Below are 22906 nucleotides of genomic sequence, written 5' to 3'. Positions count from 1 at the left end.
TCTTACTCCTGTTCAGGGTTGCGGAGGTAATAACCTACCCCTCTTCTAGTTACAATCCAGCCGGGATGGCTTGGATTATCCTCAATTTTTTCACGAAGACGACGCACCGTAACATCGACTGTCCTCACATCACCAAAATAATCATATCCCCATACAGTTTGCAACAAATGCTCACGAGTCATAACCTGGCCGATATGCTTAGATAAATAATGCAGCAATTCAAACTCCCGATGGGTCAATTCAATCGTAACGCCTCTTTTTGAGACTACATAGGCATCAGGATGAATCACGAGTGTACCGATTGCAATTTCCTTCATTTCTTCTGGTTCAGGTGTGGCAACCACCTGCTGTCGGCGCAGATTAGCCTTGACCCGTGCAATGATTTCCCGTGTGCTAAAAGGCTTAGTCACGTAATCATCCGCACCAAGCTCAAGCCCCAGCACTTTATCTATTTCAGAGTCCTTTGCAGTAAGCATGATAATCGGAATATCGTGCTTCTTTCGAACTTCACGGCAGACTTCCATCCCATCGCGTCCAGGTAGCATGATGTCCAGCAAAATAAGATCAGGCTGAATCTCTTCAACTATTCTGATAGCTTCATTGCCATCATAAGCACACGTAACCTCAAAGCCTTCTTTTTTCAAGTTGAACTGTAATATATCTGCAATTGGTTTTTCGTCATCTACAACAAGTATCTTCTTTTCCATGGATTGTTCTCCTTCATTAATAATCTGCTATCCTTCAGTTAAGATAGCTTAAAACGCCCATATTGTGGAGGTGATTTTGCTTAATTTCAAAATAGAACATTATCTTTACGACAAAGACATATGTTCTCTATTCTACTTTATCATTTTATGACTATTAATTCACCTCTTAGATTAAATCGTGTGTATAGAATATTTACCATATTAAGAGATATAGAGTTACTAAAGGGTTCTTCACCAAAAGAAGTGGTTTAAGCTTTTGATTATCCGTTGATTTCCACTCCAGGCGCTCGCTTTCCGCGGGCAGTCCGGGAGCCTCCTGGCATAGGGCACGCCTCCGGGACTTACACAGGATGTGTTGGCGTCGACGTAAGACATAAGGACGTGGCAGATCTTAGTCGACGTTCCGTTAACTGGCCTGCTTTTCCCGCAGGACGTTGAATCATCATCCATGAATAGGCACCGCACGAGAAAATGCGTATGCATTTTCGAGAAGTCTCGCATATCCTCGCCAATCAACTTTGTTGCACAATTAACTGAGATATTACGTTAATCAATATTAAACCACCAGTTATGGTGAAGAGCCTACTAAAGGAGTCATTATTAATGTTTTTCCATGTTGAAGGCATGAGAAAAGGAACTGCCAATAAGCAGTTCCTTCATTTTAAACTTGACGCCAAGGGCTTCTGACTACGTTTGTTTGCGTACGATCAGGACCTACCGAGAAGATTGACAATGGAATCTCTGTTAGCTGGGAGACCCGCTCCAGGTAGTGGCGTGCATTTTCAGGCAGTTCGCCGAGCGATTTGCAGCCTGTTATATCCTCAGTCCAGCCTGCCAGTTCTTCATAAACAGGTTCACATTCAGCAAGCACCTTTAAGCTTGCCGGGAACTCCTCAATGATTTCCCCTCGATATTTATAGGCTACACAGATTTTGAGTGTTTCAATCCCTGTCAGTACATCAATTGAATTTAAAGATAAATCAGTGATTCCGCTCACGCGTCGTGCATGGCGTACTACGACAGAGTCAAACCAGCCGACACGTCGCGCACGCCCGGTAGTTGTTCCGTACTCACGGCCGACCTCGCGAATCTGATGGCCGATTTCATTATCTAACTCGGTCGGGAAAGGACCGTCACCTACACGGGTTGTATACGCCTTGCAAACCCCGACTACATGATTGATTTTTGTCGGTCCTACGCCTGAACCAATCGTAACCCCGCCTGCTACAGGGTTGGATGAGGTAACAAATGGATATGTTCCCTGGTCGATATCAAGCATAACGCCTTGTGCTCCCTCAAATAAAACACGACGGCCTTCGTCGAGCGCATCGTTTAAGACGACAGAAGTATCGCACACATACTTTTTCACAAGCTGTCCGTACTCAAAATATTCGTCCAGAATATCCTCCAGCTTAAATCCTTCAGTCTCATAGAAACGCTCCAGAAGGCGGTTCTTTTCTTGCAGGTTATGGGCCAGCTTTTCTTCAAAAATTTCACGGTCCAGAAGATCCGCTATCCGGATTCCGTTTCTTGCTGCTTTATCCATATAAGCAGGGCCGATTCCTTTTTTGGTTGTACCAATTTTATTCGCGCCTTTGCGTTCTTCCTCCACTTCGTCAAGCCTTAAATGATAGGGAAGGATGACATGGGCTCTATTACTGATTCGGAGATTATCCGTCTTCACACCGTGACTGTGCAGATACTCCAATTCTTCCACCAATGCTTTTGGATCTACAACCATGCCGTTTCCTATCACGCAAATTTTATCGCTATAAAAAATTCCTGATGGAATAAGATGCAGTTTATACGTTTCGCCATCAAATTTTATCGTGTGGCCTGCATTATTGCCCCCCTGATAACGGGCAATCGCTTCCGCATTTTCTGATAAAAAGTCAGTAATCTTCCCTTTTCCTTCGTCTCCCCATTGTGTCCCCACTACTACCACTGATGACATCTTAGAGCACCTCCACAGATTCACGTAATACCGGCAACATAATCGCCCGGTTCTTATCAAACAAACTAATTTTATCAGCAATCCATGAAAAAAGTCAATGAAAAACCGAACATTATATATATGTATTTAGTAATTTGTTCGTGGTTTTAATTGCCTAGTTATTTATTATGACCCAATTTATGAAAAAGCTGCATTTCTATTATCCTACAGACATAATGACTTCCATACATAAAAAACCACCCTTTCAAAGAAAGGATGGCAGTTTCATCAAGCACCAGGCGGCATGGATGATGAATCATCAAAGCGCCGTTCAAGATTAACGAACTTATTATATTCCTTAACAAACGCAAGCGATACCGTGCCAACGGGACCATTACGCTGCTTGGCAATAATAATTTCAATAATATTTTGATTTTCGGTTTCTTTATCATAGTAATCATCACGATACAGGAAAGCAACAATATCAGCATCCTGCTCGATACTTCCTGATTCACGGATATCGGACATCATCGGGCGTTTATCCTGTCTTTGTTCAACACCACGTGATAGCTGGGAAAGGGCAATAACCGGAACCTGCAGCTCCCGTGCGAGCGCTTTTAAGGAACGCGAGATTTCGGAAACCTCCTGCTGGCGGTTCTCACCTGATTGTCCGTTCCCTTGGATCAGCTGAAGGTAATCGATCAGAATCATTCCGAGACCCTGTTCTTGCTTCAAACGACGGCACTTGGAGCGTATCTCACCGATACGGACTCCCGGAGTATCATCAATATAAATACCGGCATTCGAGAGGCTTCCCATCGCCATCGTCAGCTTGCGCCAATCTTCATCAGTCAGCGAGCCGGTACGAAGGTTCTGGGCGTTGATATTGCCCTCTGCGCAAAGCATACGCATGACAAGCTGCTCAGCACCCATCTCCAAACTGAAGATGGCTACATTTTCTTCTGTCTTTGTCGCCACATTTTGGGCAATGTTCAAAGCGAAAGCTGTTTTACCGACAGAAGGACGGGCTCCGACAATGATCAAATCGTTGCGCTGAAAACCCGCAGTCATTCGGTCAAGCTCGGCAAAACCTGTTGGTATTCCCGTAATATCATCTTTTCGGTTCGTAAGCACTTCGATATTATCATACGTTTTAACTAATACGTCTTTGATATTCTGGAAAGCCCCTGCATTTTTTCGCTGGGCTACTTCCATAATATTTTTCTCAGCTTCCCCAAGTAAGCTCTCTACTTCATCTTCTCTACTGTATCCTTCTTGGGCTATATTGGTAGCCGTGCGGATTAGCCTGCGCAAAAGTGATTTTTCTTCAACGATGCGGGCGTAGTATTCAATATTGGCAGCAGTAGGAACCGATCCTGCCAGTTCACTTAAATAAGATATACCGCCGACTTCTTCAAGGTTTTTGGAGGCAGCTAGATCTTCTGTTACCGTAATTAAGTCGACCGCTTTTCCGCTATCGTTCAGCTTGATCATCACATTGAAGATCTTTTGGTGCGAACTTCGGTAAAAATCCTCTGGAATCAGGATTTCAGAAGTAAGTGTAAGCGAAGAAGGCTCTAAAAAGATCGCCCCTAATACAGCCTGTTCCGCTTCCACATTTTGCGGCGGAATCCGGTCTTGGAATAATTCATTCATACCCTGTAACCTCCTTTTCTCAGAAGGGCTCTATCTTCATGTAAAACTAGTAAACAATTTTATAATAAAGCTTATTTGAGTTTTCCATAGATGGATACCTACAAGAAAAAAATGTGATGGGACAAAATGCCCGATCACATTTTTCTCTCCTTCTATTCTATCTGCTTTCCTACCGAGAAGAAAGGACTAAAATTAGTTAATTTCTTTTACATGTACGGTTAAGATCGCTGTTACTTCCGGGTGTAATTTCACAGGAACTTTTGTATGGCCGAGTGCGCGGATGCCTTCATTAAGATCCATCTTACGCTTATCAATCTTAATAGTATGTTTCTTGTTCAGCTCATCTGCAATTTGTTTGGTTGTGATGGAACCAAACAGACGGCCCCCTTCGCCTGCTTTAGCCTGAAGCTCGACCGTCAGCTGTTCTACTTTTTCCTTTAAGTCCTTAGCCTGCTGCAGCTCTTGGGCCGCAAGACTTTGCTCTTTATTTTTCTGAGCTTCCAGTGCTTTCGTGTTGGCATTGGACGCTTCTACCGCCAAGCCTTGTTTTAGAAGGAAGTTATGTGCATAGCCGTCTGCTACGTTTTTAATTTCGCCTTTTTTTCCTTTACCTTTAACATCTTTCAAAAAAATTACCTTCATTCGGTTTGTCCTCCTTCTAAAAATTCATCTATTGCTTTTTTCAATTGCTCTTCCGCTTCATCGATGGACATATAAAGCTGAGTGGCCGCATTTGTTAAGTGTCCCCCACCGTCAAGGGTTTCCATAATAATCTGGACATTGATATCGCCAAGCGAGCGGGCGCTAATACTAACCATTTCTTCATTACGTTTGGATATGACAAAGGAAGCAGACACCTCATCCATCGTCAACAAGGTATCGGCCGCTTGAGCGATTAGTACCTGTCCATGAAACTCGTTCGGTTTGCCCTTTGCGATCGCAATCCCATCTTTGTAAAAAGAAACGGTCTCAATTAATTTCGAACGTTCAATATACGTATCAACATCATCTTTGAGAAATTTTTGTACTAGAATCGTATCTGCTCCGTGAGACTTTAAATAAGAAGCCGCATCAAAAGTCCTTGAACCCGTCCTGAGCGTAAAGCTCTTTGTATCAACGATGATGCCCGCCAAAAGCGCGGTCGACTCGAGCATATCTATTTTGCCCCGCTTCGGTTGATATTCCAGGAGTTCGGTGACGAGTTCGGCTGTTGAGGAAGCGTAAGGCTCCATATAAACAAGAAGCGCATTGTTAATAAACTCTTCGCCTCGTCTATGGTGATCGATGACAACTACTTTATCGATACGGTTTAATAGACGCTCTTCAATAAGCATCGACGGTTTATGCGTATCGACAATGACGAGAAGGGTCTCATCTGTAATCATTTCATACGCATCTTCCGGTGGAATGAACTGGGTGAATAGCTCCGGCTTGGTTTTTATTTCGTCCATTAACCGGCGTACCCCGGTATCAATCTCTTGTTCATTTATGACAATATAGGCTTCTCGCTCGTTCATTTGGGCTACTTTAGCTATCCCGATAGCAGAGCCTATCGCGTCCATATCCGGTTGTTTATGTCCCATGATAATCACTTTATCACTGTCAACGACGATATCCTTCAAAGCATGCGAAATAACACGAGCACGCACTCTTGTCCGTTTTTCCATTGGATTGGTTTTCCCGCCGAAAAATTTCACTTTACCGTTTGTTAATTTGATGGCAACCTGATCTCCACCACGTCCTAAAGCTAGATCAAGGCTTGATTGTGCAAGCGTTCCTAATTCCGGAAGCGAAGAAACTCCTGAACCGACCCCGATACTTAATGTGAGCGGTACATTCTGTTTCACTGTCGCCTCCCTGATTTCATCAAGAATCGTGAATTTCCCTCTTTCAAGCTGCTGAAGGATACTTTCATTGAAGACGGCAATAAACCGGTCAGACGAAGTACGTTTTAAAAATACCCCGTTATCCTTGGCCCATTGATCCAGCAGTGAAGTAACCAAGCTGTTCAGACTACTTTTCAGCTGATCGTCCATGCCCTGAGTGAGATCATCATAGTTATCAAGAAAAATGAACGCCATCGCTGTCCGTTCATCCTCATACAATTTTTCAATTTCAACCTGTTCGGTCACATCGAAGAAATATAACAATCGTTCTTCTCTTTTATGGATCACTTTAAATTTCCGCTCATAAAGCGTGATCGTATCCGATTCCAATTCCTGTTTAATTAACGGAACAATGGATTCAGCTACGTCATATAACGACCTTCCAGCCAATGAATCCTCATTGAAGCAAGAAGCTAAATAGGGATTTGTCCATTCAATATGATAATCATCGTTGATGAGCATAATACCAATCGGCATCTCGAGCAAGGCTTCCTCGCCTACTTTTTTGAGGCGGTAAGACAATGTCGAGATATACTCTTCCGTTTCACGCTTATTGCGAAGGTCAATTCGTAAAATCATATAAAATAGTCCGGATAGAAGCACAAGTCCTATTAGCGCGATCCACCAGGAATAATAAGCAACAACACCTAAAAGCAACACTGTTGCAGCCAGCAATCCATAGAACGGATACTTAATAGACTGCCTTTGTAAAAAAGATGGCATATTTTCAGCTCCTAAAAGCATGATGTTAAAACGATATATTATTTAAAAACGTACATTCATTCTTTCTTTTTTTGAAGAATTTCCCTAAGAGGAAATCCTAAATCGATAATACCTAAAATACGAATAAAGGTTTGAAATAAAGGGAGGACAAGGGAAAGAACCAGAATCGTTACCGGAATTGCCTTTACCCATCCCTGCAGATGGCTGAAGAAAAATAATAGAGAATAACCTTGAAGCATCATTAACAACTGCAAAATGACATAAAGGTTGACTAGAACCATATAGAGAGAACCGCTTTCTTCTTGGTTCAGAAACAACATGACTATCATCGTAATTAAATAATACCATAAAAGGCTTTTGGGCAGTTGAAGTTCTCTTAAAGGAGGCCATGATAGCTGTTTCTCGCTGAATCTTTTTAAAATGGGTCTGGCAGCGACGAACATAAGCGCAACTAGTACCATGGAGGTAATGACTAACAGGGTTGGCAAAAGGGTATCGAACATGTCAATCATATCAAATAGTCTTTTTTGCTCAACTTCCGAGGGCTCCAGCCCAAATGCTTTCATCGTATCGATGGTTCTATTTACAGATGCCTCAAACACTTTTATTAATTCCTGTAGATAATTAATCTCAAGGAACCAAATGAATATGGCGTACATCACTAATGTTCCTGCCAGGAACGTAAGAAAGGCACTAATATAAATGATAAACGGTGGTTTATTTCTTTTTAAGAGATCACCGATTATTATTCCCAACAGTCCTGCTATCAACACTATCGGAATCGACAGGATCGTGCCAAACAGGACGGAAAGCACGCATGCCACAAACAAAAACCCGATTGACCATCCCAGCTTCTGCTTGACAGCCGTCAATATAAACGGAATAGGCAGAAAGAAAACAGAAACTAATCCCAAAACAGGAATCTGCATCGTTATGAATAATAAAATACTATAAAGTGCTAAAAGTGCTCCACCTTCAGCAATCTTCTTTCCGTTGTTCAAACTTACACAACCTTTTTATATGTAATAAGTACTCTATATGTATTGTAGCCATTTCTATCGGCTTTTTCCATTGAACACTCTTTTATAAAAGAATGGACCTTTTTCTATAGATGAGGTTTTACAAGAGGACGGACGGGTATATAAATAATCCAAGGATAAGACCATACCAACAGAAAGGGACTGATAGACATGCAACGTTTAGCAGCGACTTCCAGTGAAGTATTGGGCTCCTTGTATGGGGAATTTGCCTATAGGGCGAAAGGAACTACGGTGTTGAACCGATATACACAGCGTTAGGATCTTTTCCAGGCAATTCCACATATATCCACAGTATTGTGGAACGAAAAAAGGCGTGTGCCAACTGGCCGCGCTTTTTTTCGTGAGTGCTATTCATAAAACTTAGAGAGAGTAAAAGAATGATTTAAGCGAAAGTCCTTGTTATCGCATCCCTCATATAAAAAAGCCCTGCTATGCTTTTACATACATACAGGGCTTTTGCTATTACTATTATTCCCCAGATACATATGGTAATAATGCCATAGTACGGGAACGCTTGATAGCAACCGTTAATTTACGTTGATATTTAGCGCTTGTGCCGGTTACACGACGTGGTAAAATCTTACCGCGTTCAGAGATGAACTTCTTAAGAAGATCCACATCTTTGTAATCGATTTTAGTGATTCCGTTTGCTGTGAAATAACAAACCTTGCGACGTTTTGCACGTCCTTTACGTCCACCCATTGCCATGTGATTTCCCTCCTCATGTTTTTATTTAAAATATCAATTGTTTAAAATGGAAGATCGTCATCTGAAATGTCAATGGTCTTGCCGTCATTTGCAAATGGATCATCATCTACACGAGTGTAGTTGTTATTGTTGTTGCGTTGATTCTGATTTCGTTCATTCTGATCATCATTGCTATTTCTTTGATCACCATAAGAACCGCCTTCATTTCTTTCACCCGCTGAACTGCTGCCTCGTGGTTCAAGAAATTGAACGCTTTCGGCCAGAATCTCTGTTACATATACCCGTTTGCCATCTTGTCCTTCATAGTTACGTGTTTGAACTCGTCCATCCACGCCCGCCAAACTACCTTTTTTCAAGTAATTTGCCACATTTTCTGCAGGTTTACGCCAAACTACGCAGTTAATGAAGTCTGCTTCACGTTCACCTTGCTGATTCGTAAATGCTCGGTTCACAGCAAGTGTAAAGGTGGCCACAGGTACTCCATTCGGTGTATATCGCAATTCAGGATCTTTCGTTAAGCGTCCTACTAAAATTACGCGGTTCATCATCAGAATCAACCCCCAAACTTTCCATTTTAATTGGAAATGTTTATATATCTTTTATCGGCTTATTCTTCTTCTTTAGTTGCCATATGGCGGATAATATCTTCACTGATTTTCGCTAAACGGTCGAATTCCTGAATAGCTTCAGCTCCACTATTAATCTTAAGAAGCATGTAATAACCGTCACGGAAATCATTGATTTCGTAAGCAAGACGGCGCTTACCCCATTCTTTCGCTTCTGTAAGTTCCGCACCATTATCAGTAAGGATTGTGTTGAAACGTTCAACTAGTGCTTTTTTAGCGTCTTCCTCAATGTTTGGACGGATGATATACATAATTTCGTATTTTCTCATCACTGTCACCTCCTTTTGGTCTAAACGGCCCGATACGGGCAAGGAGCAATTATTATTTAATTACTCACAAGTTGAAAGTATATCATATTTTTTTTGGTTTTGCAATTTCACTTATCTTTTAATAGAAAAATGTTTGAAGAAGACTACAGAGCTATCTGCAGAATTTTTTTATATATTACACGTTAAAGCGGAAATGGATAACATCGCCGTCCTGGACGACATATTCTTTTCCTTCGAGGCGAACTTTACCAGCTTCCTTAGCGGCAGTATGGCTCCCTGCTGCAAGAAGGTCATCATAGGCCACCGTTTCTGCCCGGATAAATCCACGCTCAAAGTCAGTGTGAATGATGCCGGCACATTGCGGAGCTTTCATGCCTTTACGGAAAGTCCAGGCACGGACTTCCTGAACGCCAGCAGTAAAATAAGTAGCCAGCCCTAGCAAATGGTAAGAAGCACGAATCAATTGATCAAGGCCCGACTCTTGGATGCCCAGCTCGGATAAGAACATTTCTTTTTCTTCTCCTTCAAGCTCAGCAATTTCTTCTTCAATCTTAGCACAGATAACAATGACTTCTGCATTTTCTTTGGTTGCATAGTCTCGGACTTTTTGGACGTATTCATTGTCGGTTGGATTTGCTACCTCTTCTTCGCTAACATTAGCCACAAAGAGCATAGGTTTAATGGTCAGCAGGTGTAAGCCTTTTGCCACTTTCATTTGTTCTTCAGTAAATTCAACCGTCCGGGCAGACTTTTCCGCTTCAAATGCTTCCTTAAGCTTTGTTAAAATCTCATGCTCAAACACGGCATCCTTATCTTTCTGCTTCGCCATTTTACCGACACGTTCGATTCGTTTATCAACGGATTCCAGATCAGCAAGGATCAATTCAAGGTTAATGACTTCAATATCATCAATCGGATCAACCTTCCCGGAAACATGCGTGATATTGTCATCCGCAAAGCAACGGACAACATGGCAGATTGCATCTACTTGACGGATATGGGAAAGAAACTTGTTTCCAAGGCCTTCCCCTTTACTTGCTCCTTTAACGATACCCGCAATATCAGTGAATTCAAATGCGGTCGGCACCGTTTTTTTCGGTTGGACAAGCTCGGTTAGTTTTTCTAAACGATAATCAGGGACTTCAACAATCCCTACGTTCGGGTCAATGGTGGCAAACGGATAATTGGCTGCCTCAGCGCCAGCCTGTGTAATTGCGTTAAACAAAGTCGACTTGCCCACGTTTGGCAATCCAACAATACCTGCTGTTAAAGCCATAAATAATTCCACTCCTCTTTAGATAATACCTTATCTATATAGAAAAATTCATTTCAATATAAAGGAAAATTGAGACATAAACCTTTCACAATTATAGGTTTTGCTTTAGGAAAAGACAAGTATATGGAGAAATATCTTTGAACCTGATGATAAAAATGGAAACTGATAATAAAATCGGTTCTTCACCAAAAGAAGTGGTTTAAGCTTTTGATTATCCGTTGATTTCCGCTCCAGGCGCTCGCTTTCCGCGGGCAGTCCGGGAGCCTCCTCGGCCAAGGACACGCCTCCGGGACTTACACAGGATGTGTTGGCGTCGACGTAAGACATAAGGACGTGGCAGATCTTAGTCGACGTTCCGTTAACTGGCCTGCTTTTCCCGCAGGACGTTGAAGCATCATCCATGAATAGGCACCGCACGAGAAAATGCGTATGCATTTTCGAGGAGTCTCGCACATCCTCGCCAATCAACTTTATTGCAAAATTAACTGAGATATTATGTTAATCAATGTTAAACCACCAGTTATGGTGAAGATCCATAAAATCGTTAACTTGATAATAAATTCCGAAAGTCATCCGCAAACTGATAATCACCCGGAACTCGCTACATAAAAAAAGGCAAAAATAAAAAAGCATGCTTACTGCTCATGCTTTTCTAATATCTTCTTCATTTTTCTTGTGAATTCTCTTCTTGGCAGCATTACGCTATGGCCGCAGCCTTCGCATTTAATTCGGATATCCATCCCCAGTCGAATGATTTTCCAGCGGTTTACTCCGCATGGGTGAGATTTCTTCATTTCAACTACATCATGCAGGGAAAATTCCTTTTCTTCCATTCCTCTCCCTCTCCTTTATTCCGCTTGTTTTTGTTTCTGGGTTTTGCTGCCTTTATCATACATCACCATTTGCGGTATAGGGCTTTCAATTCCGTTTTCATCGAGGACAGCCCTTATTTCTTTTCTCAGGATTCTGCCGATATACCAATGACGTGTAGGCTGGGTTTCTGCAAGGACTCGCAGAACGATTTCTGTGGGACTTAACGTTTGAATTCCCAGTAGCTCTGGGATCTTTACCAAATCCTCATACCGCTCAGGCATTTCTTCAAGCAGTTCTGAGATAACCCTTTCTGCCAGCTCCACATCACTGTCATATGGAATGCTTACATCCACAACAGCTACACTATTTAAAATGGAGAAATTTGTAACTTCCATAATACTTCCATTTGGCAGCACATGCAATTCCCCGGTAGCACTTTTGATTTTCGTTGTCCTCAGTCCTATTTCAAGCACTTCCCCTTCAAATTCATTGATTCGAATATAATCCCCGACAGAAAATTGATCTTCAAGAATAATGAAGAAACCGGTAATAATATCCTTCACAAGGCTTTGTGCTCCAAATCCGACAGCAAGGCCGACGATTCCCGCTCCAGCCAGAAGCCCTTTGACATCAAATCTTAATATTTCAAGAATCATGATAAAAGTAATGAAATAGATCACGTACGTTAGAACATTTTCAGCCAGCCTTAATATTGTCGCTTCCCGGCGCTCGGAAACCCGTAATGGACTCCTTTCTCTTAAGACAAAAAACTTTTTAATAAGCTTCTTCCCGATTTTAATGACAAAACCCGAGATGGCGACAATAAGAATTATTTTCAGAAGCCCTTCTCCGAGATTGAGCCATGTCTCTTCATTTAAAAATTGTTTTGATAATTCATTTCGAATTTTTTCATAGGAACTCACATTTACACCTTCTTTTTAGGCAAATTACTTTAAAGAATATTGTAACAACAAATTAGAGGTTTTTATATAAAAAAACTATGGGTATATAGATAAAACTACTTACTTAAAATGCAACCTTCTAATTTAGTATCCCAATCTTATTTCAACTGAATGATATGATTTTCTTTTTACTTACGTATACAATTCCCTGTATTTCCGTATACTGTTAATACTATTATCAGAGGAGTGGTACCGATGAACCTGAAGCCGAGTTTTTTAAATAATACCAATAGACTGAGCCGGATTTTGCATGAAGATTTCGATGCATCACGGAAAATATCACAAGAACTACTCGCATTGCTACCTGAAAACCAAACTCAGCCTATTGTTATTGTTTGTATCGGTACAGACCGGTCTACCGGCGATTCACTTGGACCGCTTGTCGGAACCTTTCTTCAAGAGAAAGCAGCTTCTCAGTTCTTTGTGTACGGAACCCTGGATGATCCGATTCATGCGATGAACATGGAGGAAAAACTCTCCGAAATAAACACAATTCATATGAATCCTTTCATTATTGGAATCGACGCTTGTTTAGGCCGATTAAAGAGCGTTGGCATCGTTCAGGTCGGTGAAGGGCCTGTTAAGCCTGGTGCCGGGGTAAATAAAGAGCTTCCCTGCGTTGGGGAAGCACATATCACGGGCATAGTAAATGTCAGCGGCTTCATGGAGTTCATGGTGCTGCAGAACACCCGTTTGAATCTTGTTCTTAAAATGGCGAGAACGATTGCCAACGGCGTTTATTTTGCGGGCAGCCAGCATTATAGAAAAAGCAGCATTACTCATTTAAACTGGGCATTTGAGCAAGAAAAAACACCCTGACAGCATTCCATTATAAAGGGATATCAAAAAAATAAACCATCCAGGAAAGCACTGCTGTAACCAAAATCCCGGGAAGCAAATTAGCGACCCGGATTTTGGTGATTCCCATTAAATTTAGGCCAATTGCGAAAATCATGATTCCGCCAGTTGCCGTCATTTCCAAAATGAATGAATCCATTAACGCTTTGGGTACGATTTGATTTATTTGAGTCGCAAACAGGGCGATGGTCCCTTGATAAACCATTACTGGAATGGCTGAAAGAATAACCCCAATCCCTAAAGTCGTAGCTAAAATGATCGACGTAAATCCATCAATGATTGCTTTCGTGTATAAAACATCATGATCTTGCCTGATGCCGCTGTCCAATGCGCCGATGATGCCCATGGCACCAATGACAAAGATCAGCGTTGCTGTAACAAATCCTTGCGATATCGTATTGCCTTCCTTTGCCCCAAGCTTTTTTTCTAGCCATCTTCCTAAAGAATTCAATTTCGCATCCAAATCGATTCCTTCTCCAATTACCGCCCCGATTACAAGGCTTAAGATGACAATCAAAAATTGCTGGCTTTTAAAGCCCATTTGAAGGCCTAAAACAACAACAGCCAATCCAATCGCATACATTACCGTATCCTTCATTTTTTCGGGAATCCGATGAAAAAATCTGCCAAGCAATGTCCCGATAATGATCAATGCTCCATTGACAATTGTTCCTAATAACACCATTTCATTTCACCTTTATCGTTATATTGTTTAAAAAAATAAACCATCCTATCGCAGATGGTTTAAGACGAAAGATTTTCCGCATCAATAATTTCCAGGATTCTTTCTAAATCTTCATTAGAGAAAAATTCAATCTCAATTTTCCCTTTTTTCTTGCTTTGTTTAATCGTAACCGGTGTACCAAAACGTTCACGAAGGCTATTTTCCCGTTCTTTAATAAAAATATCTTTCTTAGGTTTCGGAGCGGGTGTCGTTTCACGTGAAACATTTTCATTTAAATGAGTGATATATTGTTCAAGCTGACGTACATTCATGCCATCTTTAAGAATTTTATCAACAACATCGTTCAGCATACTTTTTTTCTTTAAGCCTAACAGTGTGCGTCCATGCCCCATGGAAATCTGGCCATCGGTGATATGCGTTTGGATTTCTTTTGGCAGGGTCAACAATCGTATATGGTTTGCTATATGGGGACGGCTTTTTCCCAATCTTTTTGCCATTTCTTCCTGTGTAAGATTAAGTCTTTCTATCAATGTTTGATAGGCAACAGCTTCTTCGATAGGATTAAGGTCCTCTCGCTGCAGGTTTTCCAGGATGGCAAGCTCCATCATTTGTTGTTCTGTCAGTTCCCTCACGACAACCGGAACTGTTGTCAAGCCGGCTTCCTTCGCGGCCCGAAACCTTCTTTCTCCTACGACGATCTCATAGCCTTTTATGCTTTTCCTTGCAATGATCGGCTGGAGTATTCCATGCTGGATAATCGATTGTTTTAACTCTTCAATCGCTTCAGGAGCAAATACTTTTCGCGGTTGATATGGATTTGGTCTCAATTCGTTTAATGAAATTTCTTGTACAGCATCATCTTTTCCGGCTTCCAAGTTTGTAAACAGGGCATTAATTCCCTTTCCAAGTCCTCTAGCCATTTGACACCACTTCCTTTGCCAAGTCTAAGTAAACCTCTGCACCTCTTGATTTTGGATCATAAATAATGATTGGCTCTCCATGGCTGGGTGCTTCGCTTAAACGGACATTTCTCGGGATAATCGTTTTATAAACTTTATCCTGAAAATATTTTTTCACTTCTTCAATTACTTGTAAACCTAGATTTGTACGCGCATCAAGCATCGTCAGGAGTACTCCTTCAATTCTTAAATCCTGATTTAAATGCTTTTGAACGAGACGGACCGTGTTCAGCAGCTGGCTCAATCCTTCTAACGCATAATATTCACACTGTACCGGTATTAAAACGGCGTCTGAAGCAGTCAAGGCATTTAGCGTGAGCAGCCCTAAAGATGGCGGACAATCTATGATAATATAATCATACTTATCCTTCACTTCCTCCAGTGCCCTTTTTAAGCGCACTTCTCTGGAGATTGTTGGAACCAGCTCAATTTCCGCACCGGCAAGCTGGATAGTCGCAGGAATCATATAAAGGTTTTCAACCTTTGTGGCTTTAATGACTTTTTCTGCCTCCACATCTTCTACTAATACATCATAGATGCATTGATTGACATCCGCTTTATCTATGCCTGCGCCACTCGTTGCATTTCCTTGCGGGTCAACATCGACTAATAACACTTTCTTCCCTATATATGCTAAACAGGCACCGAGATTGACGGAAGTCGTCGTTTTCCCGACGCCGCCTTTTTGATTCGCGATGGCGATAATCTTTCCCACGATGTCACCTACTTTCAAAAACATAATTCCTTTTTGCTTAACTTATGAAACTATTACATACTTTTTCTATTTTATCATGAAAAAAACAAAGTTTAAGTTTATTTCTTAATATTTTCTGGCAACAAAGAAAAAAGCTTGGCAATCATCAGCTGCCAAGCGGGTTAAGAATAACGGATATTAAGCTTTTTTCTTTGGAATCTTGATGGTAAATTGATAATATTCCTCGAATTCTTCTTCTTCCGTATCCAGATTTATACCGTTATCGGTAACCATGTTTACTGATTGCCTTATCGTATTAACGGCTATTCTCATATCCTTGCTGAATGCTTTTCTTTTTGGTTTCGGTTTATTCTCGGAACTTTCGAGCAGCTTTACAACCCGCTCTTCTGTCTGCTTTACATTCAAATTCTTATCGATTATATCCTGCAACAATCTTATTTGCTTTGCCGGATCTTTTAACGGAATTAAAGAGCGGGCATGGCGCTCCGTGATTTGCTTTTGCAGCACTGCATCCTGTGCTTCTTGCGGAAGCTTAAGGAGTCTCAGTTTGTTGGCTACGGTGGATTGCCCGATACCGAGCCTTTGTGCCAACGCTTCCTGAGTAAGGCTGTGAAGCTCTAACAGCTTTCCGTAGGCCATAGCCTCCTCAATCGGCGTCAGTTCTTCACGCTGCAAATTTTCTATAAGGGCCACAGAGGCCGTTTCTGTGTCGTTGAAATTTTTAACTATAGCCGGTGCCGTTTCCCAGCCTAATGATTGCATCGCCCGAAAACGGCGCTCACCGGCAATAATTTCATATTTATCCTTTTCATACTCCCTAACTACAATTGGCTGGATGATGCCATGCGTATGAATAGTTTTTGCTAATTCAGCAATTTTTTCGTCATTGAATACCGTTCTGGGCTGATACCGATTCGGCACAATATTGGAGATGGAAATTTTCACGATTTCTTCATTCTTGCTCGGTGCTTCCATTTCCACTTCCAATTGCTGCTCTTCTTTTTCGGCTAAACCAAAGAATCGCGAAAAAGGATGCTTCATCTCCCTACACCACCTTTAAAAAACTCCCACATTACATATTCTCTTATTAAAGTAAAAAGTCCTGCTTTATGATTACTATAAAACATTGCACCTTTAATAGTAAAAGAAAAACGAAACCAGCGCTACTAGAATTTGAAATTCCCACTGGTTATTCTCTTTCAATTTCATGATGATTCGATTGGCATCCTACTCGGAGTTCCCGGTTTTCTTGGATATTTGTTAGGAGTTTGCTTCACCTTATCGATAATAATGATGTTTCTTTCACTGTTTTCCATAGGCAAAAGGAAATGGTGAATTTGCTTTACTTTCCCCCCCAGGATCCCAATCGCTTTTTTTCCGGTATCCAATTCCTCATTGGTACTGGATGCTTTCATCGCGACGAATGTTCCATTTTTCTTAACAAGCGGAAGGCAAAGCTCGCTCAGGACTGACATTCTTGCAACCGCTCTGGCTGTTACAAGGTCATATGACTCGCGATGTTCAGCCTTTTGTCCGAATGTCTCAGCGCGGTCATGATAAAAAGAGACATGACCAAGCTTCAGGGATTTAGCAAGATGTTCTAAGAACGATATTCTTTTATTAAGAGAGTCTACGATCGAAATGTGGAGATTCGGAAAGCAAATTTTCAAAGGAATGCTCGGAAAGCCGGCTCCTGCTCCAACATCGCAGAGCTTTAAAGGCTTTGAAAGATCGAAATAGAAGGCGGCACTGATTGAATCATAGAAATGCTTAAGATATACTTCTTCTTTATCCGTAATCGCCGTTAGGTTCATTTTTTCATTCCACTCAACGAGCAGTTGATAATAGGTCTCGAATTGTTCAAGCTGGAAGGTAGAAAGCTCAATCCCTTTCTCCCTTAACAGCTCTTGAAATTGATTTTCATTCATAAGGCGTTTCAATCCTTTTTTTGAATATCTGGTTTTTGCGAAATTCCATTGCTAAATTCTGGCAACCTTACCTTGCTCTAAATGAACGAGCAAGATGGAAACGTCAGCTGGATTTACCCCTGAAATCCTTGAGGCTTGCGCAACCGAGAGAGGACGCACTTCTTTCAATTTTTGGCGCGCTTCGTTCGCAAGGCTGTTTATGGCATCATAATCAATGTTTTCGGGGATCTTTTTATTCTCCATTTTTTTAAGGCGTTCTACCTGTTGTAGCGATTTTTCAATATATCCTTCATATTTAATTTGAATTTCAACCTGTTCCGAAACTTCCCTGTCAAGCTCAGCTTCGGAAGGTGCGAGCAGCTCAATATGCGAATAATTCATTTCCGGGCGCTTCAATAAATCAGATGCCCGGATGCCATCCTTTAATTCAGTGCCTCCACTTTGCTTAATAAGCTCTTGTGTCTGTTCATTCGGCTTGATGATGACGGATTGCAGTCTGGCCTTTTCGGCTTCTACGGCTTCTTGTTTCACTAGGAATTTTTGATAGCGTTCTTCCTTGATCATTCCGATTTGATGGCCAATTTCCGTTAAACGAAGGTCTGCATTATCATGGCGCAACAGCAAGCGATATTCCGCTCGAGATGTTAACAGACGATAAGGCTCGTTTGTCCCCTTTGTGACAAGGTCGTCAATTAAAACACCGATATACGCATCCGAGCGGCTTAAAATCACTTCTTCTTTACTTAACGCATTCAAGCCGGCATTCATTCCTGCCATAAGCCCCTGGCCCGCTGCTTCTTCATATCCAGAAGTTCCGTTAATTTGCCCTGCGGTATACAGGTTTTTCACCTTTTTCGTTTCTAAGGTCGGCCACAGCTGAGTAGGCACGATCGCATCATATTCTATCGCATAGCCGGCACGCATCATTTGGACATTTTCGAGTCCAGGGATAGTTGCCAGTATTCGCCTTTGGACATCCTCCGGCAGACTCGTTGATAACCCCTGGACATAGACTTCCTGAGTATTGCGGCCTTCAGGCTCTAGGAAGATTTGATGGCGTGGCTTATCATTGAAACGAACGACCTTATCTTCAATAGATGGACAATACCTTGGACCCGTCCCTTTGATCATCCCGGAATACATCGGCGAACGATGAAGATTGTCATCAATGATCTGATGCGTTTCGAGACTTGTATAAGTAAGCCAGCAAGGAAGCTGGTCGGTTATGAACTTAGTTGTTTCATAAGAGAAGGCTCTTGGCTCTTCGTCGCCAGGCTGGATTTCCGTTTTGCTGTAATCAATTGTATGGCTGTTGACACGGGGAGGCGTGCCTGTTTTAAAACGGACCAAATCAAAGCCTAACTCTTCCAAATGCTCCGAAAGCCTGATGGATGGCTGCTGATTATTAGGACCGCTGGAATATTTAAGCTCCCCTAAAATAATTTCCCCTCTTAAAAAAGTTCCTGTTGTAATGACAACCGTTTTTGCTTTATAAGCGGCACCTGTTTGCGTAACCACGCCCGTACATACACCATCTTCTACAAGTAAATGTTCGACCATTCCTTGCATCAATGTCAGATTAGGTTCGTTTTCAATCGTTTTTTTCATTTCCTGTTGGTATAAAAATTTATCCGCCTGTGCTCTTAATGCACGTACAGCTGGTCCTTTTCCAGTATTAAGCATCCTCATTTGAATATGCGTTTTATCAATATTCTTGCCCATCTCTCCGCCGAGGGCATCAATTTCCCTTACGACGATTCCCTTTGCAGGACCTCCTACGGATGGATTGCAAGGCATGAAAGCTACCATATCCAAGTTTATCGTTAACATCAGGGTTTTTGCGCCAACCCGCGCAGCAGCAAGTCCAGCTTCACTTCCGGCATGCCCGGCCCCTATTACGATAACATCATAGCTACCTGCTTCGTATTGCATCTTTACCCCTCCTTACTGTTATTTTCCTAAACAAAATTGCGAGAACAATTGATCAATCAAACTTTCATGAACACTGTCTCCAATTATTTCGCCGAGCAATTCCCATGCTCTTGTAAAATCAATTTGTACTAAATCAACCGGAGTTCCTGACTCAATCGCTGAAATGGCATCTTCGATGGCTTGTAAAGCTTGACCCAACAAGGCAATGTGGCGGGAATTGGACACATACGTCATATCCCCTGCCTCTAGATTGCCCTCAAAGAACAGGGCAGCAATTGCTTCTTCCAACTCATCGACTCCCTTATCTTCCAATAAAGAAGTGGTCACGACTCTAAGAGTTTCCGAAAGAACACCCAGGCGCTCCATATCAATCTTCCTTGGTAAATCTGTCTTGTTGACAATCACGATGACGTCCATGCCTTTAACAGCTTTAAAAAGATTTTCGTCTTCCAGCGTCAGCTCATCGGAGTAGTTCAATACAAGCAAGATCAAATCGGCTTCTTTTAGAACGGCCCTTGAACGCTCCACGCCGATTCTTTCGACAATATCCTCTGTTTCCCGAATGCCCGCCGTGTCAACCAGTTTGAGCGGTACACCTCTGACATTCACGTATTCTTCTATCACATCACGGGTTGTCCCGGGAATATCAGTTACGATTGCTTTATTTTCATGTACCAGACTATTTAACAATGAAGATTTGCCGACATTCGGGCGGCCAATGATCACCGTTGATAGCCCTTCGCGTAAAATTTTGCCCTGCTGTGAGGTTTGAAGCAGCATGTTAATTTCCTTTTGAACGAACTTCGCCTTTTCCATAAACAAACGATGTGTCATTTCTTCTACATCGTCATATTCGGGATAGTCGATATTCACCTCTACCTGTGCAAGTGTTTCCAATATCTCCTGGCGCAGTTTGCGAATCAACTTGGATAATCGTCCTTCCATCTGTCCAAGCGCTACATTCATTGCCCTGTCCGTTTTAGCGCGAATTAAGTCCATGACAGCCTCTGCCTGTGACAAATCGATTCGTCCATTTAGAAATGCTCTTTTCGTGAATTCACCTGGCTCCGCAAGACGGGCCCCCTGAGAAAGAATAAGCTGTAAAACCCGATTGACAGAAACCATTCCTCCGTGACAGTTGATTTCGACCACATCTTCGCGGGTAAAGGTTTTTGGTCCCTTCATGATTGAAACCATGACCTCTTCGACTAGTTCAGACGTTTTCGGATCGATCAAATGACCATAATGGATGGTATGGGAATGAACTTCCTTGAGGCTCTTTCCCGTTGGCCCCTTAAAGATTCGATCAGCCATGCTTATCGCTTCATCTCCGCTTATACGGACAATCGCTATCGCTCCCTCACCCATGGGAGTCGAAATCGCCGTTATCGTATCATATTCCATTTGTTTCACCTCTCTTCTGCACATACTATTTATATAAAAGTTCTTATTAAGCTTTTTTATCGTCGACTTCCTACATTAACTATTAACATAAGTACTCTTAGAACATAGCTTTCGAAGTTATCCACATGAGGAAAAGTATTTTTTTACGCACCGTTTATTTTAACTTATCCACATGTGAATAACAACAAAGCCGTCCACATGTTTTTTTATCCAGCTATTTTTTTTATTTTTTTATAAAAAATTCGACCATTGCCAGGTGTTTTTCGGGTGAAGAAAAAGGGAATTTAGTATATTTGCAGATAGGAACCTCTTATTTCACGCAAGAAACCCCCCTGTGATCAATCACAGAGGGGCTTAATAACTTATTTAGTTGGCGTTATTACCAAATGGCGGTATGGCTCATTTCCATTAGATGTTGTTTCAATCTCCGGGTGATCCATTAAAGCGGTATGAATGACCTTGCGCTCGTATGAGGGCATGGGTTCCAAGGAAACCTCTTTTCTGGTTCGAACAGCTTTGTCAGCCATCCTTTCCGCCAGCTGAATGAGGGTAGCATTCCGGCGTGTACGGTAATCCTCGGCATCTACTATAACATTCAAATATTGCTTGGAGAAACGATTGGTCACAAGCTGAGTCAAATACTGTACTGAATTCAATGTTTGTCCTCTCTTACCAATCAAGAGCGCAATTTTTTCACCTGATAGCTGAAAAGTGACATTTTTCCCTTCGCGGCTTACATCCACCTGAACGGATACTCCCATCTTTTCGCTTACATTTGTAAGAAAATTGGTGGCTTCTTCGATGGCATCAGGCTGCAACGTGACCTTGACGATAGCCTGCCTGCCCCCGAACAAACCTAGAAATCTTTTTTTTCCTTCATCAACTATTTCAATTTCCGTGCGGTCCCGAGAAGTATTTAGTTGAGCTAAAGCTGATTCGACTGCTTCTTCGACAGATTGTCCTGTAGCAGTTATCTGTTTCACTTTTTCTTTGCTCCTCCCGCGTTTCCGGCAGCTGCTTTTCTCAGATCCGGACCTTTAATGAAATATGTTTGAATGATCATGAATATGTTACCGACTACCCAATAAAGAGAAAGGGCAGCAGGGAAGTTAATAGCGAAAACTACGATCATAACAGGCATGATATACAACATCATTGTCATCTGCGCAGCCATCTGAGGATTGGAATCCATTCCGACCATCGTGATCTTCTGCTGGATGAATGTTGTGATACCAGCAACTATCGGCAAGATATAATATGGATCCTTATCGCCAAGGTCGAACCATAAAAAGCTATGGTTTGCGATCTCCCTCGTACGGGTGATCGCATGGTAAAAACCAATCAGTATCGGCATTTGAACTATTAAAGGAAAACAGCCTGCTAGTGGATTGACACCGTATTTTTGGAATAATGCCATCGTTTCCTGCTGCAGTTTTTGTTGTGTGGCAGCATCTTTTGAGCTGTATTTGTCACGCAGCTCCTTCATTTCCGGCTGGATTGCCTGCATCGCCTTAGAGCTTTTCGTTTGCTTAATCATTAATGGCAAAATCGCGAGACGAATCAAGATCGTGACAACGATAATCCCGAAACCGTAGTCCCCTAAAAAATTGGAAACTTCGATGATTAATACAGAAAGCGGGTAAACTATATATTCATTCCAAATTCCAGTACTCTCCGAAGTAATCGGTTTGTTTACCTCCGTACATCCCGCCAATAAAAGCATCATGGAGACAAGTCCGATAATGAGTAATATTCGTCTTTTCAACCGTGTTTTCCTCCTGTCTACAAACTAATTCCTTAATAAGATTATAATTAAACTTTTCATT

At 41.9% G+C, this 22906-nt stretch carries 22 protein-coding genes; 1 reads left to right on the top strand and 21 read right to left on the bottom strand.

The genetic code is table 11. The annotated features are described in order from the left end of the window. Positions 1-2: 2 nt before the first annotated feature. From yycF to LQ216_RS05610, 12 genes are all read right to left on the bottom strand, one after another. Positions 3-707, bottom strand: coding sequence for a response regulator YycF (gene yycF / locus LQ216_RS05665; RefSeq protein ID WP_230127588.1), 705 nt, complete (start codon positions 705-707; stop codon positions 3-5). 661 nt (positions 708-1368) lie between these two features. Further along, positions 1369-2661 carry an adenylosuccinate synthase gene (locus LQ216_RS05660; protein WP_230127585.1) on the bottom strand — a complete coding sequence of 431 codons (1293 nt, stop codon included), beginning with the start codon at positions 2659-2661 and terminating at the stop codon, positions 1369-1371. A gap of 267 nt (positions 2662-2928) precedes the next feature. Then, on the bottom strand, positions 2929-4296 hold the full coding sequence (gene dnaB, locus LQ216_RS05655) for a replicative DNA helicase (RefSeq protein ID WP_230127582.1): 1368 nt from the start codon (positions 4294-4296) through the stop codon (positions 2929-2931). A 192-nt stretch (positions 4297-4488) separates the two neighbouring features. Continuing rightward, positions 4489-4938, bottom strand: a complete 450-nt coding sequence (gene rplI, locus LQ216_RS05650; RefSeq protein ID WP_230127580.1) for a 50S ribosomal protein L9 — start codon at positions 4936-4938, stop codon at positions 4489-4491. Continuing rightward, positions 4935-6905 carry a DHH family phosphoesterase gene (locus LQ216_RS05645; protein ID WP_230127577.1) on the bottom strand — a complete coding sequence of 657 codons (1971 nt, stop codon included), beginning with the start codon at positions 6903-6905 and terminating at the stop codon, positions 4935-4937. Before LQ216_RS05645 ends, rplI begins: the two co-directional genes overlap by 4 nt. A 56-nt stretch (positions 6906-6961) precedes the next feature. Continuing rightward, a complete protein-coding gene (locus LQ216_RS05640) occupies positions 6962-7906 on the bottom strand; it encodes a YybS family protein (protein ID WP_230127574.1) in 945 nt (314 codons plus the stop codon). Positions 7907-8413: 507 nt separating this feature from the next. Beyond that, entirely contained in the window at positions 8414-8653 is a 240-nt protein-coding gene (rpsR, locus tag LQ216_RS05635; protein WP_230127571.1) for a 30S ribosomal protein S18, read from the bottom strand. A gap of 41 nt (positions 8654-8694) precedes the next feature. Continuing rightward, positions 8695-9201, bottom strand: coding sequence for a single-stranded DNA-binding protein (ssb, locus tag LQ216_RS05630; RefSeq protein WP_230127569.1), 507 nt, complete (start codon positions 9199-9201; stop codon positions 8695-8697). 59 nt (positions 9202-9260) lie between these two features. Beyond that, positions 9261-9548, bottom strand: a complete 288-nt coding sequence (rpsF, locus tag LQ216_RS05625; protein WP_230127566.1) for a 30S ribosomal protein S6 — start codon at positions 9546-9548, stop codon at positions 9261-9263. Positions 9549-9723: 175 nt separating this feature from the next. Further along, positions 9724-10824: a redox-regulated ATPase YchF gene (gene ychF / locus LQ216_RS05620; protein ID WP_230127563.1), complete on the bottom strand. Its 1101-nt coding sequence runs from the start codon at positions 10822-10824 to the stop codon at positions 9724-9726. Between the two features lie 635 nt (positions 10825-11459). Further along, positions 11460-11657, bottom strand: a complete 198-nt coding sequence (locus LQ216_RS05615) for a DUF951 domain-containing protein (RefSeq protein ID WP_230127561.1) — start codon at positions 11655-11657, stop codon at positions 11460-11462. Between the two features lie 15 nt (positions 11658-11672). Then, positions 11673-12560 carry a mechanosensitive ion channel family protein gene (locus LQ216_RS05610; protein ID WP_230127558.1) on the bottom strand — a complete coding sequence of 296 codons (888 nt, stop codon included), beginning with the start codon at positions 12558-12560 and terminating at the stop codon, positions 11673-11675. Positions 12561-12794: 234 nt separating this feature from the next. On the opposite strand from LQ216_RS05610, the gene yyaC reads away from it, so the two are divergent. Beyond that, positions 12795-13418 carry a spore protease YyaC gene (gene yyaC, locus LQ216_RS05605; RefSeq protein ID WP_230127555.1) on the top strand — a complete coding sequence of 208 codons (624 nt, stop codon included), beginning with the start codon at positions 12795-12797 and terminating at the stop codon, positions 13416-13418. A gap of 10 nt (positions 13419-13428) precedes the next feature. On the opposite strand, the gene LQ216_RS05600 is transcribed toward yyaC, so the two are convergent. The 9 genes from LQ216_RS05600 to spoIIIJ all read right to left on the bottom strand — a co-directional run bounded on the left by LQ216_RS05600 (position 13429) and on the right by spoIIIJ (position 22845). Further along, positions 13429-14142 carry a DUF554 domain-containing protein gene (locus LQ216_RS05600; protein WP_230127553.1) on the bottom strand — a complete coding sequence of 238 codons (714 nt, stop codon included), beginning with the start codon at positions 14140-14142 and terminating at the stop codon, positions 13429-13431. Positions 14143-14201: 59 nt separating this feature from the next. Beyond that, positions 14202-15062, bottom strand: a complete 861-nt coding sequence (locus tag LQ216_RS05595) for a ParB/RepB/Spo0J family partition protein (protein ID WP_230127550.1) — start codon at positions 15060-15062, stop codon at positions 14202-14204. Further along, positions 15055-15816: an AAA family ATPase gene (locus tag LQ216_RS05590; RefSeq protein WP_117306987.1), complete on the bottom strand. Its 762-nt coding sequence runs from the start codon at positions 15814-15816 to the stop codon at positions 15055-15057. The genes LQ216_RS05595 and LQ216_RS05590 overlap by 8 nt, the downstream gene beginning before the upstream one ends. A gap of 177 nt (positions 15817-15993) precedes the next feature. Then, positions 15994-16857, bottom strand: coding sequence for a nucleoid occlusion protein (noc, locus tag LQ216_RS05585; protein WP_230127547.1), 864 nt, complete (start codon positions 16855-16857; stop codon positions 15994-15996). Positions 16858-17021: 164 nt separating this feature from the next. Further along, entirely contained in the window at positions 17022-17744 is a 723-nt protein-coding gene (gene rsmG, locus LQ216_RS05580; RefSeq protein WP_230127544.1) for a 16S rRNA (guanine(527)-N(7))-methyltransferase RsmG, read from the bottom strand. Positions 17745-17795: 51 nt separating this feature from the next. Next, positions 17796-19676: a tRNA uridine-5-carboxymethylaminomethyl(34) synthesis enzyme MnmG gene (mnmG, locus tag LQ216_RS05575; protein ID WP_230127541.1), complete on the bottom strand. Its 1881-nt coding sequence runs from the start codon at positions 19674-19676 to the stop codon at positions 17796-17798. 18 nt (positions 19677-19694) lie between these two features. Beyond that, on the bottom strand, positions 19695-21080 hold the full coding sequence (mnmE, locus tag LQ216_RS05570) for a tRNA uridine-5-carboxymethylaminomethyl(34) synthesis GTPase MnmE (protein WP_230127538.1): 1386 nt from the start codon (positions 21078-21080) through the stop codon (positions 19695-19697). A 362-nt stretch (positions 21081-21442) separates the two neighbouring features. Continuing rightward, a complete protein-coding gene (gene jag / locus LQ216_RS05565) occupies positions 21443-22063 on the bottom strand; it encodes an RNA-binding cell elongation regulator Jag/EloR (protein ID WP_230127535.1) in 621 nt (206 codons plus the stop codon). Beyond that, positions 22060-22845: a YidC family membrane integrase SpoIIIJ gene (spoIIIJ, locus tag LQ216_RS05560; protein ID WP_230127533.1), complete on the bottom strand. Its 786-nt coding sequence runs from the start codon at positions 22843-22845 to the stop codon at positions 22060-22062. The genes jag and spoIIIJ overlap by 4 nt, the downstream gene beginning before the upstream one ends. Positions 22846-22906 lie beyond the last annotated feature (61 nt).

It is taken from the genome of Bacillus sp. CECT 9360 (assembly GCF_918741275.1).
Taxonomy (GTDB): domain Bacteria; phylum Bacillota; class Bacilli; order Bacillales; family DSM-1321; genus Peribacillus.
Note: the sequence above shows the minus strand (reverse complement) of the source record. Positions and strands in the feature narration are given on the sequence as shown.

What these genes read in the sequence shown, in the direction of transcription:
- LQ216_RS05645 (WP_230127577.1), bottom strand. Translation starts at nt 6,905, where the DNA reads ATGCCATCTTTTTTACAAAGGCAGTCTATTAAGTATCCGTTCTATGGA.
- rsmG (WP_230127544.1), bottom strand. Translation starts at nt 17,744, where the DNA reads ATGAATGAAAATCAATTTCAAGAGCTGTTAAGGGAGAAAGGGATTGAG.
- LQ216_RS05660 (WP_230127585.1), bottom strand. Translation starts at nt 2,661, where the DNA reads ATGTCATCAGTGGTAGTAGTGGGGACACAATGGGGAGACGAAGGAAAA.
- noc (WP_230127547.1), bottom strand. Translation starts at nt 16,857, where the DNA reads ATGAAGCATCCTTTTTCGCGATTCTTTGGTTTAGCCGAAAAAGAAGAG.
- rpsR (WP_230127571.1), bottom strand. Translation starts at nt 8,653, where the DNA reads ATGGCAATGGGTGGACGTAAAGGACGTGCAAAACGTCGCAAGGTTTGT.
- dnaB (WP_230127582.1), bottom strand. Translation starts at nt 4,296, where the DNA reads ATGAATGAATTATTCCAAGACCGGATTCCGCCGCAAAATGTGGAAGCG.
- yyaC (WP_230127555.1), top strand. Translation starts at nt 12,795, where the DNA reads ATGAACCTGAAGCCGAGTTTTTTAAATAATACCAATAGACTGAGCCGG.
- LQ216_RS05595 (WP_230127550.1), bottom strand. Translation starts at nt 15,062, where the DNA reads ATGGCTAGAGGACTTGGAAAGGGAATTAATGCCCTGTTTACAAACTTG.
- mnmE (WP_230127538.1), bottom strand. Translation starts at nt 21,080, where the DNA reads ATGGAATATGATACGATAACGGCGATTTCGACTCCCATGGGTGAGGGA.
- ychF (WP_230127563.1), bottom strand. Translation starts at nt 10,824, where the DNA reads ATGGCTTTAACAGCAGGTATTGTTGGATTGCCAAACGTGGGCAAGTCG.
- rplI (WP_230127580.1), bottom strand. Translation starts at nt 4,938, where the DNA reads ATGAAGGTAATTTTTTTGAAAGATGTTAAAGGTAAAGGAAAAAAAGGC.
- LQ216_RS05600 (WP_230127553.1), bottom strand. Translation starts at nt 14,142, where the DNA reads ATGGTGTTATTAGGAACAATTGTCAATGGAGCATTGATCATTATCGGG.
- LQ216_RS05615 (WP_230127561.1), bottom strand. Translation starts at nt 11,657, where the DNA reads ATGGAAGAAAAGGAATTTTCCCTGCATGATGTAGTTGAAATGAAGAAA.
- mnmG (WP_230127541.1), bottom strand. Translation starts at nt 19,676, where the DNA reads ATGCAATACGAAGCAGGTAGCTATGATGTTATCGTAATAGGGGCCGGG.
- ssb (WP_230127569.1), bottom strand. Translation starts at nt 9,201, where the DNA reads ATGATGAACCGCGTAATTTTAGTAGGACGCTTAACGAAAGATCCTGAA.
- rpsF (WP_230127566.1), bottom strand. Translation starts at nt 9,548, where the DNA reads ATGAGAAAATACGAAATTATGTATATCATCCGTCCAAACATTGAGGAA.
- yycF (WP_230127588.1), bottom strand. Translation starts at nt 707, where the DNA reads ATGGAAAAGAAGATACTTGTTGTAGATGACGAAAAACCAATTGCAGAT.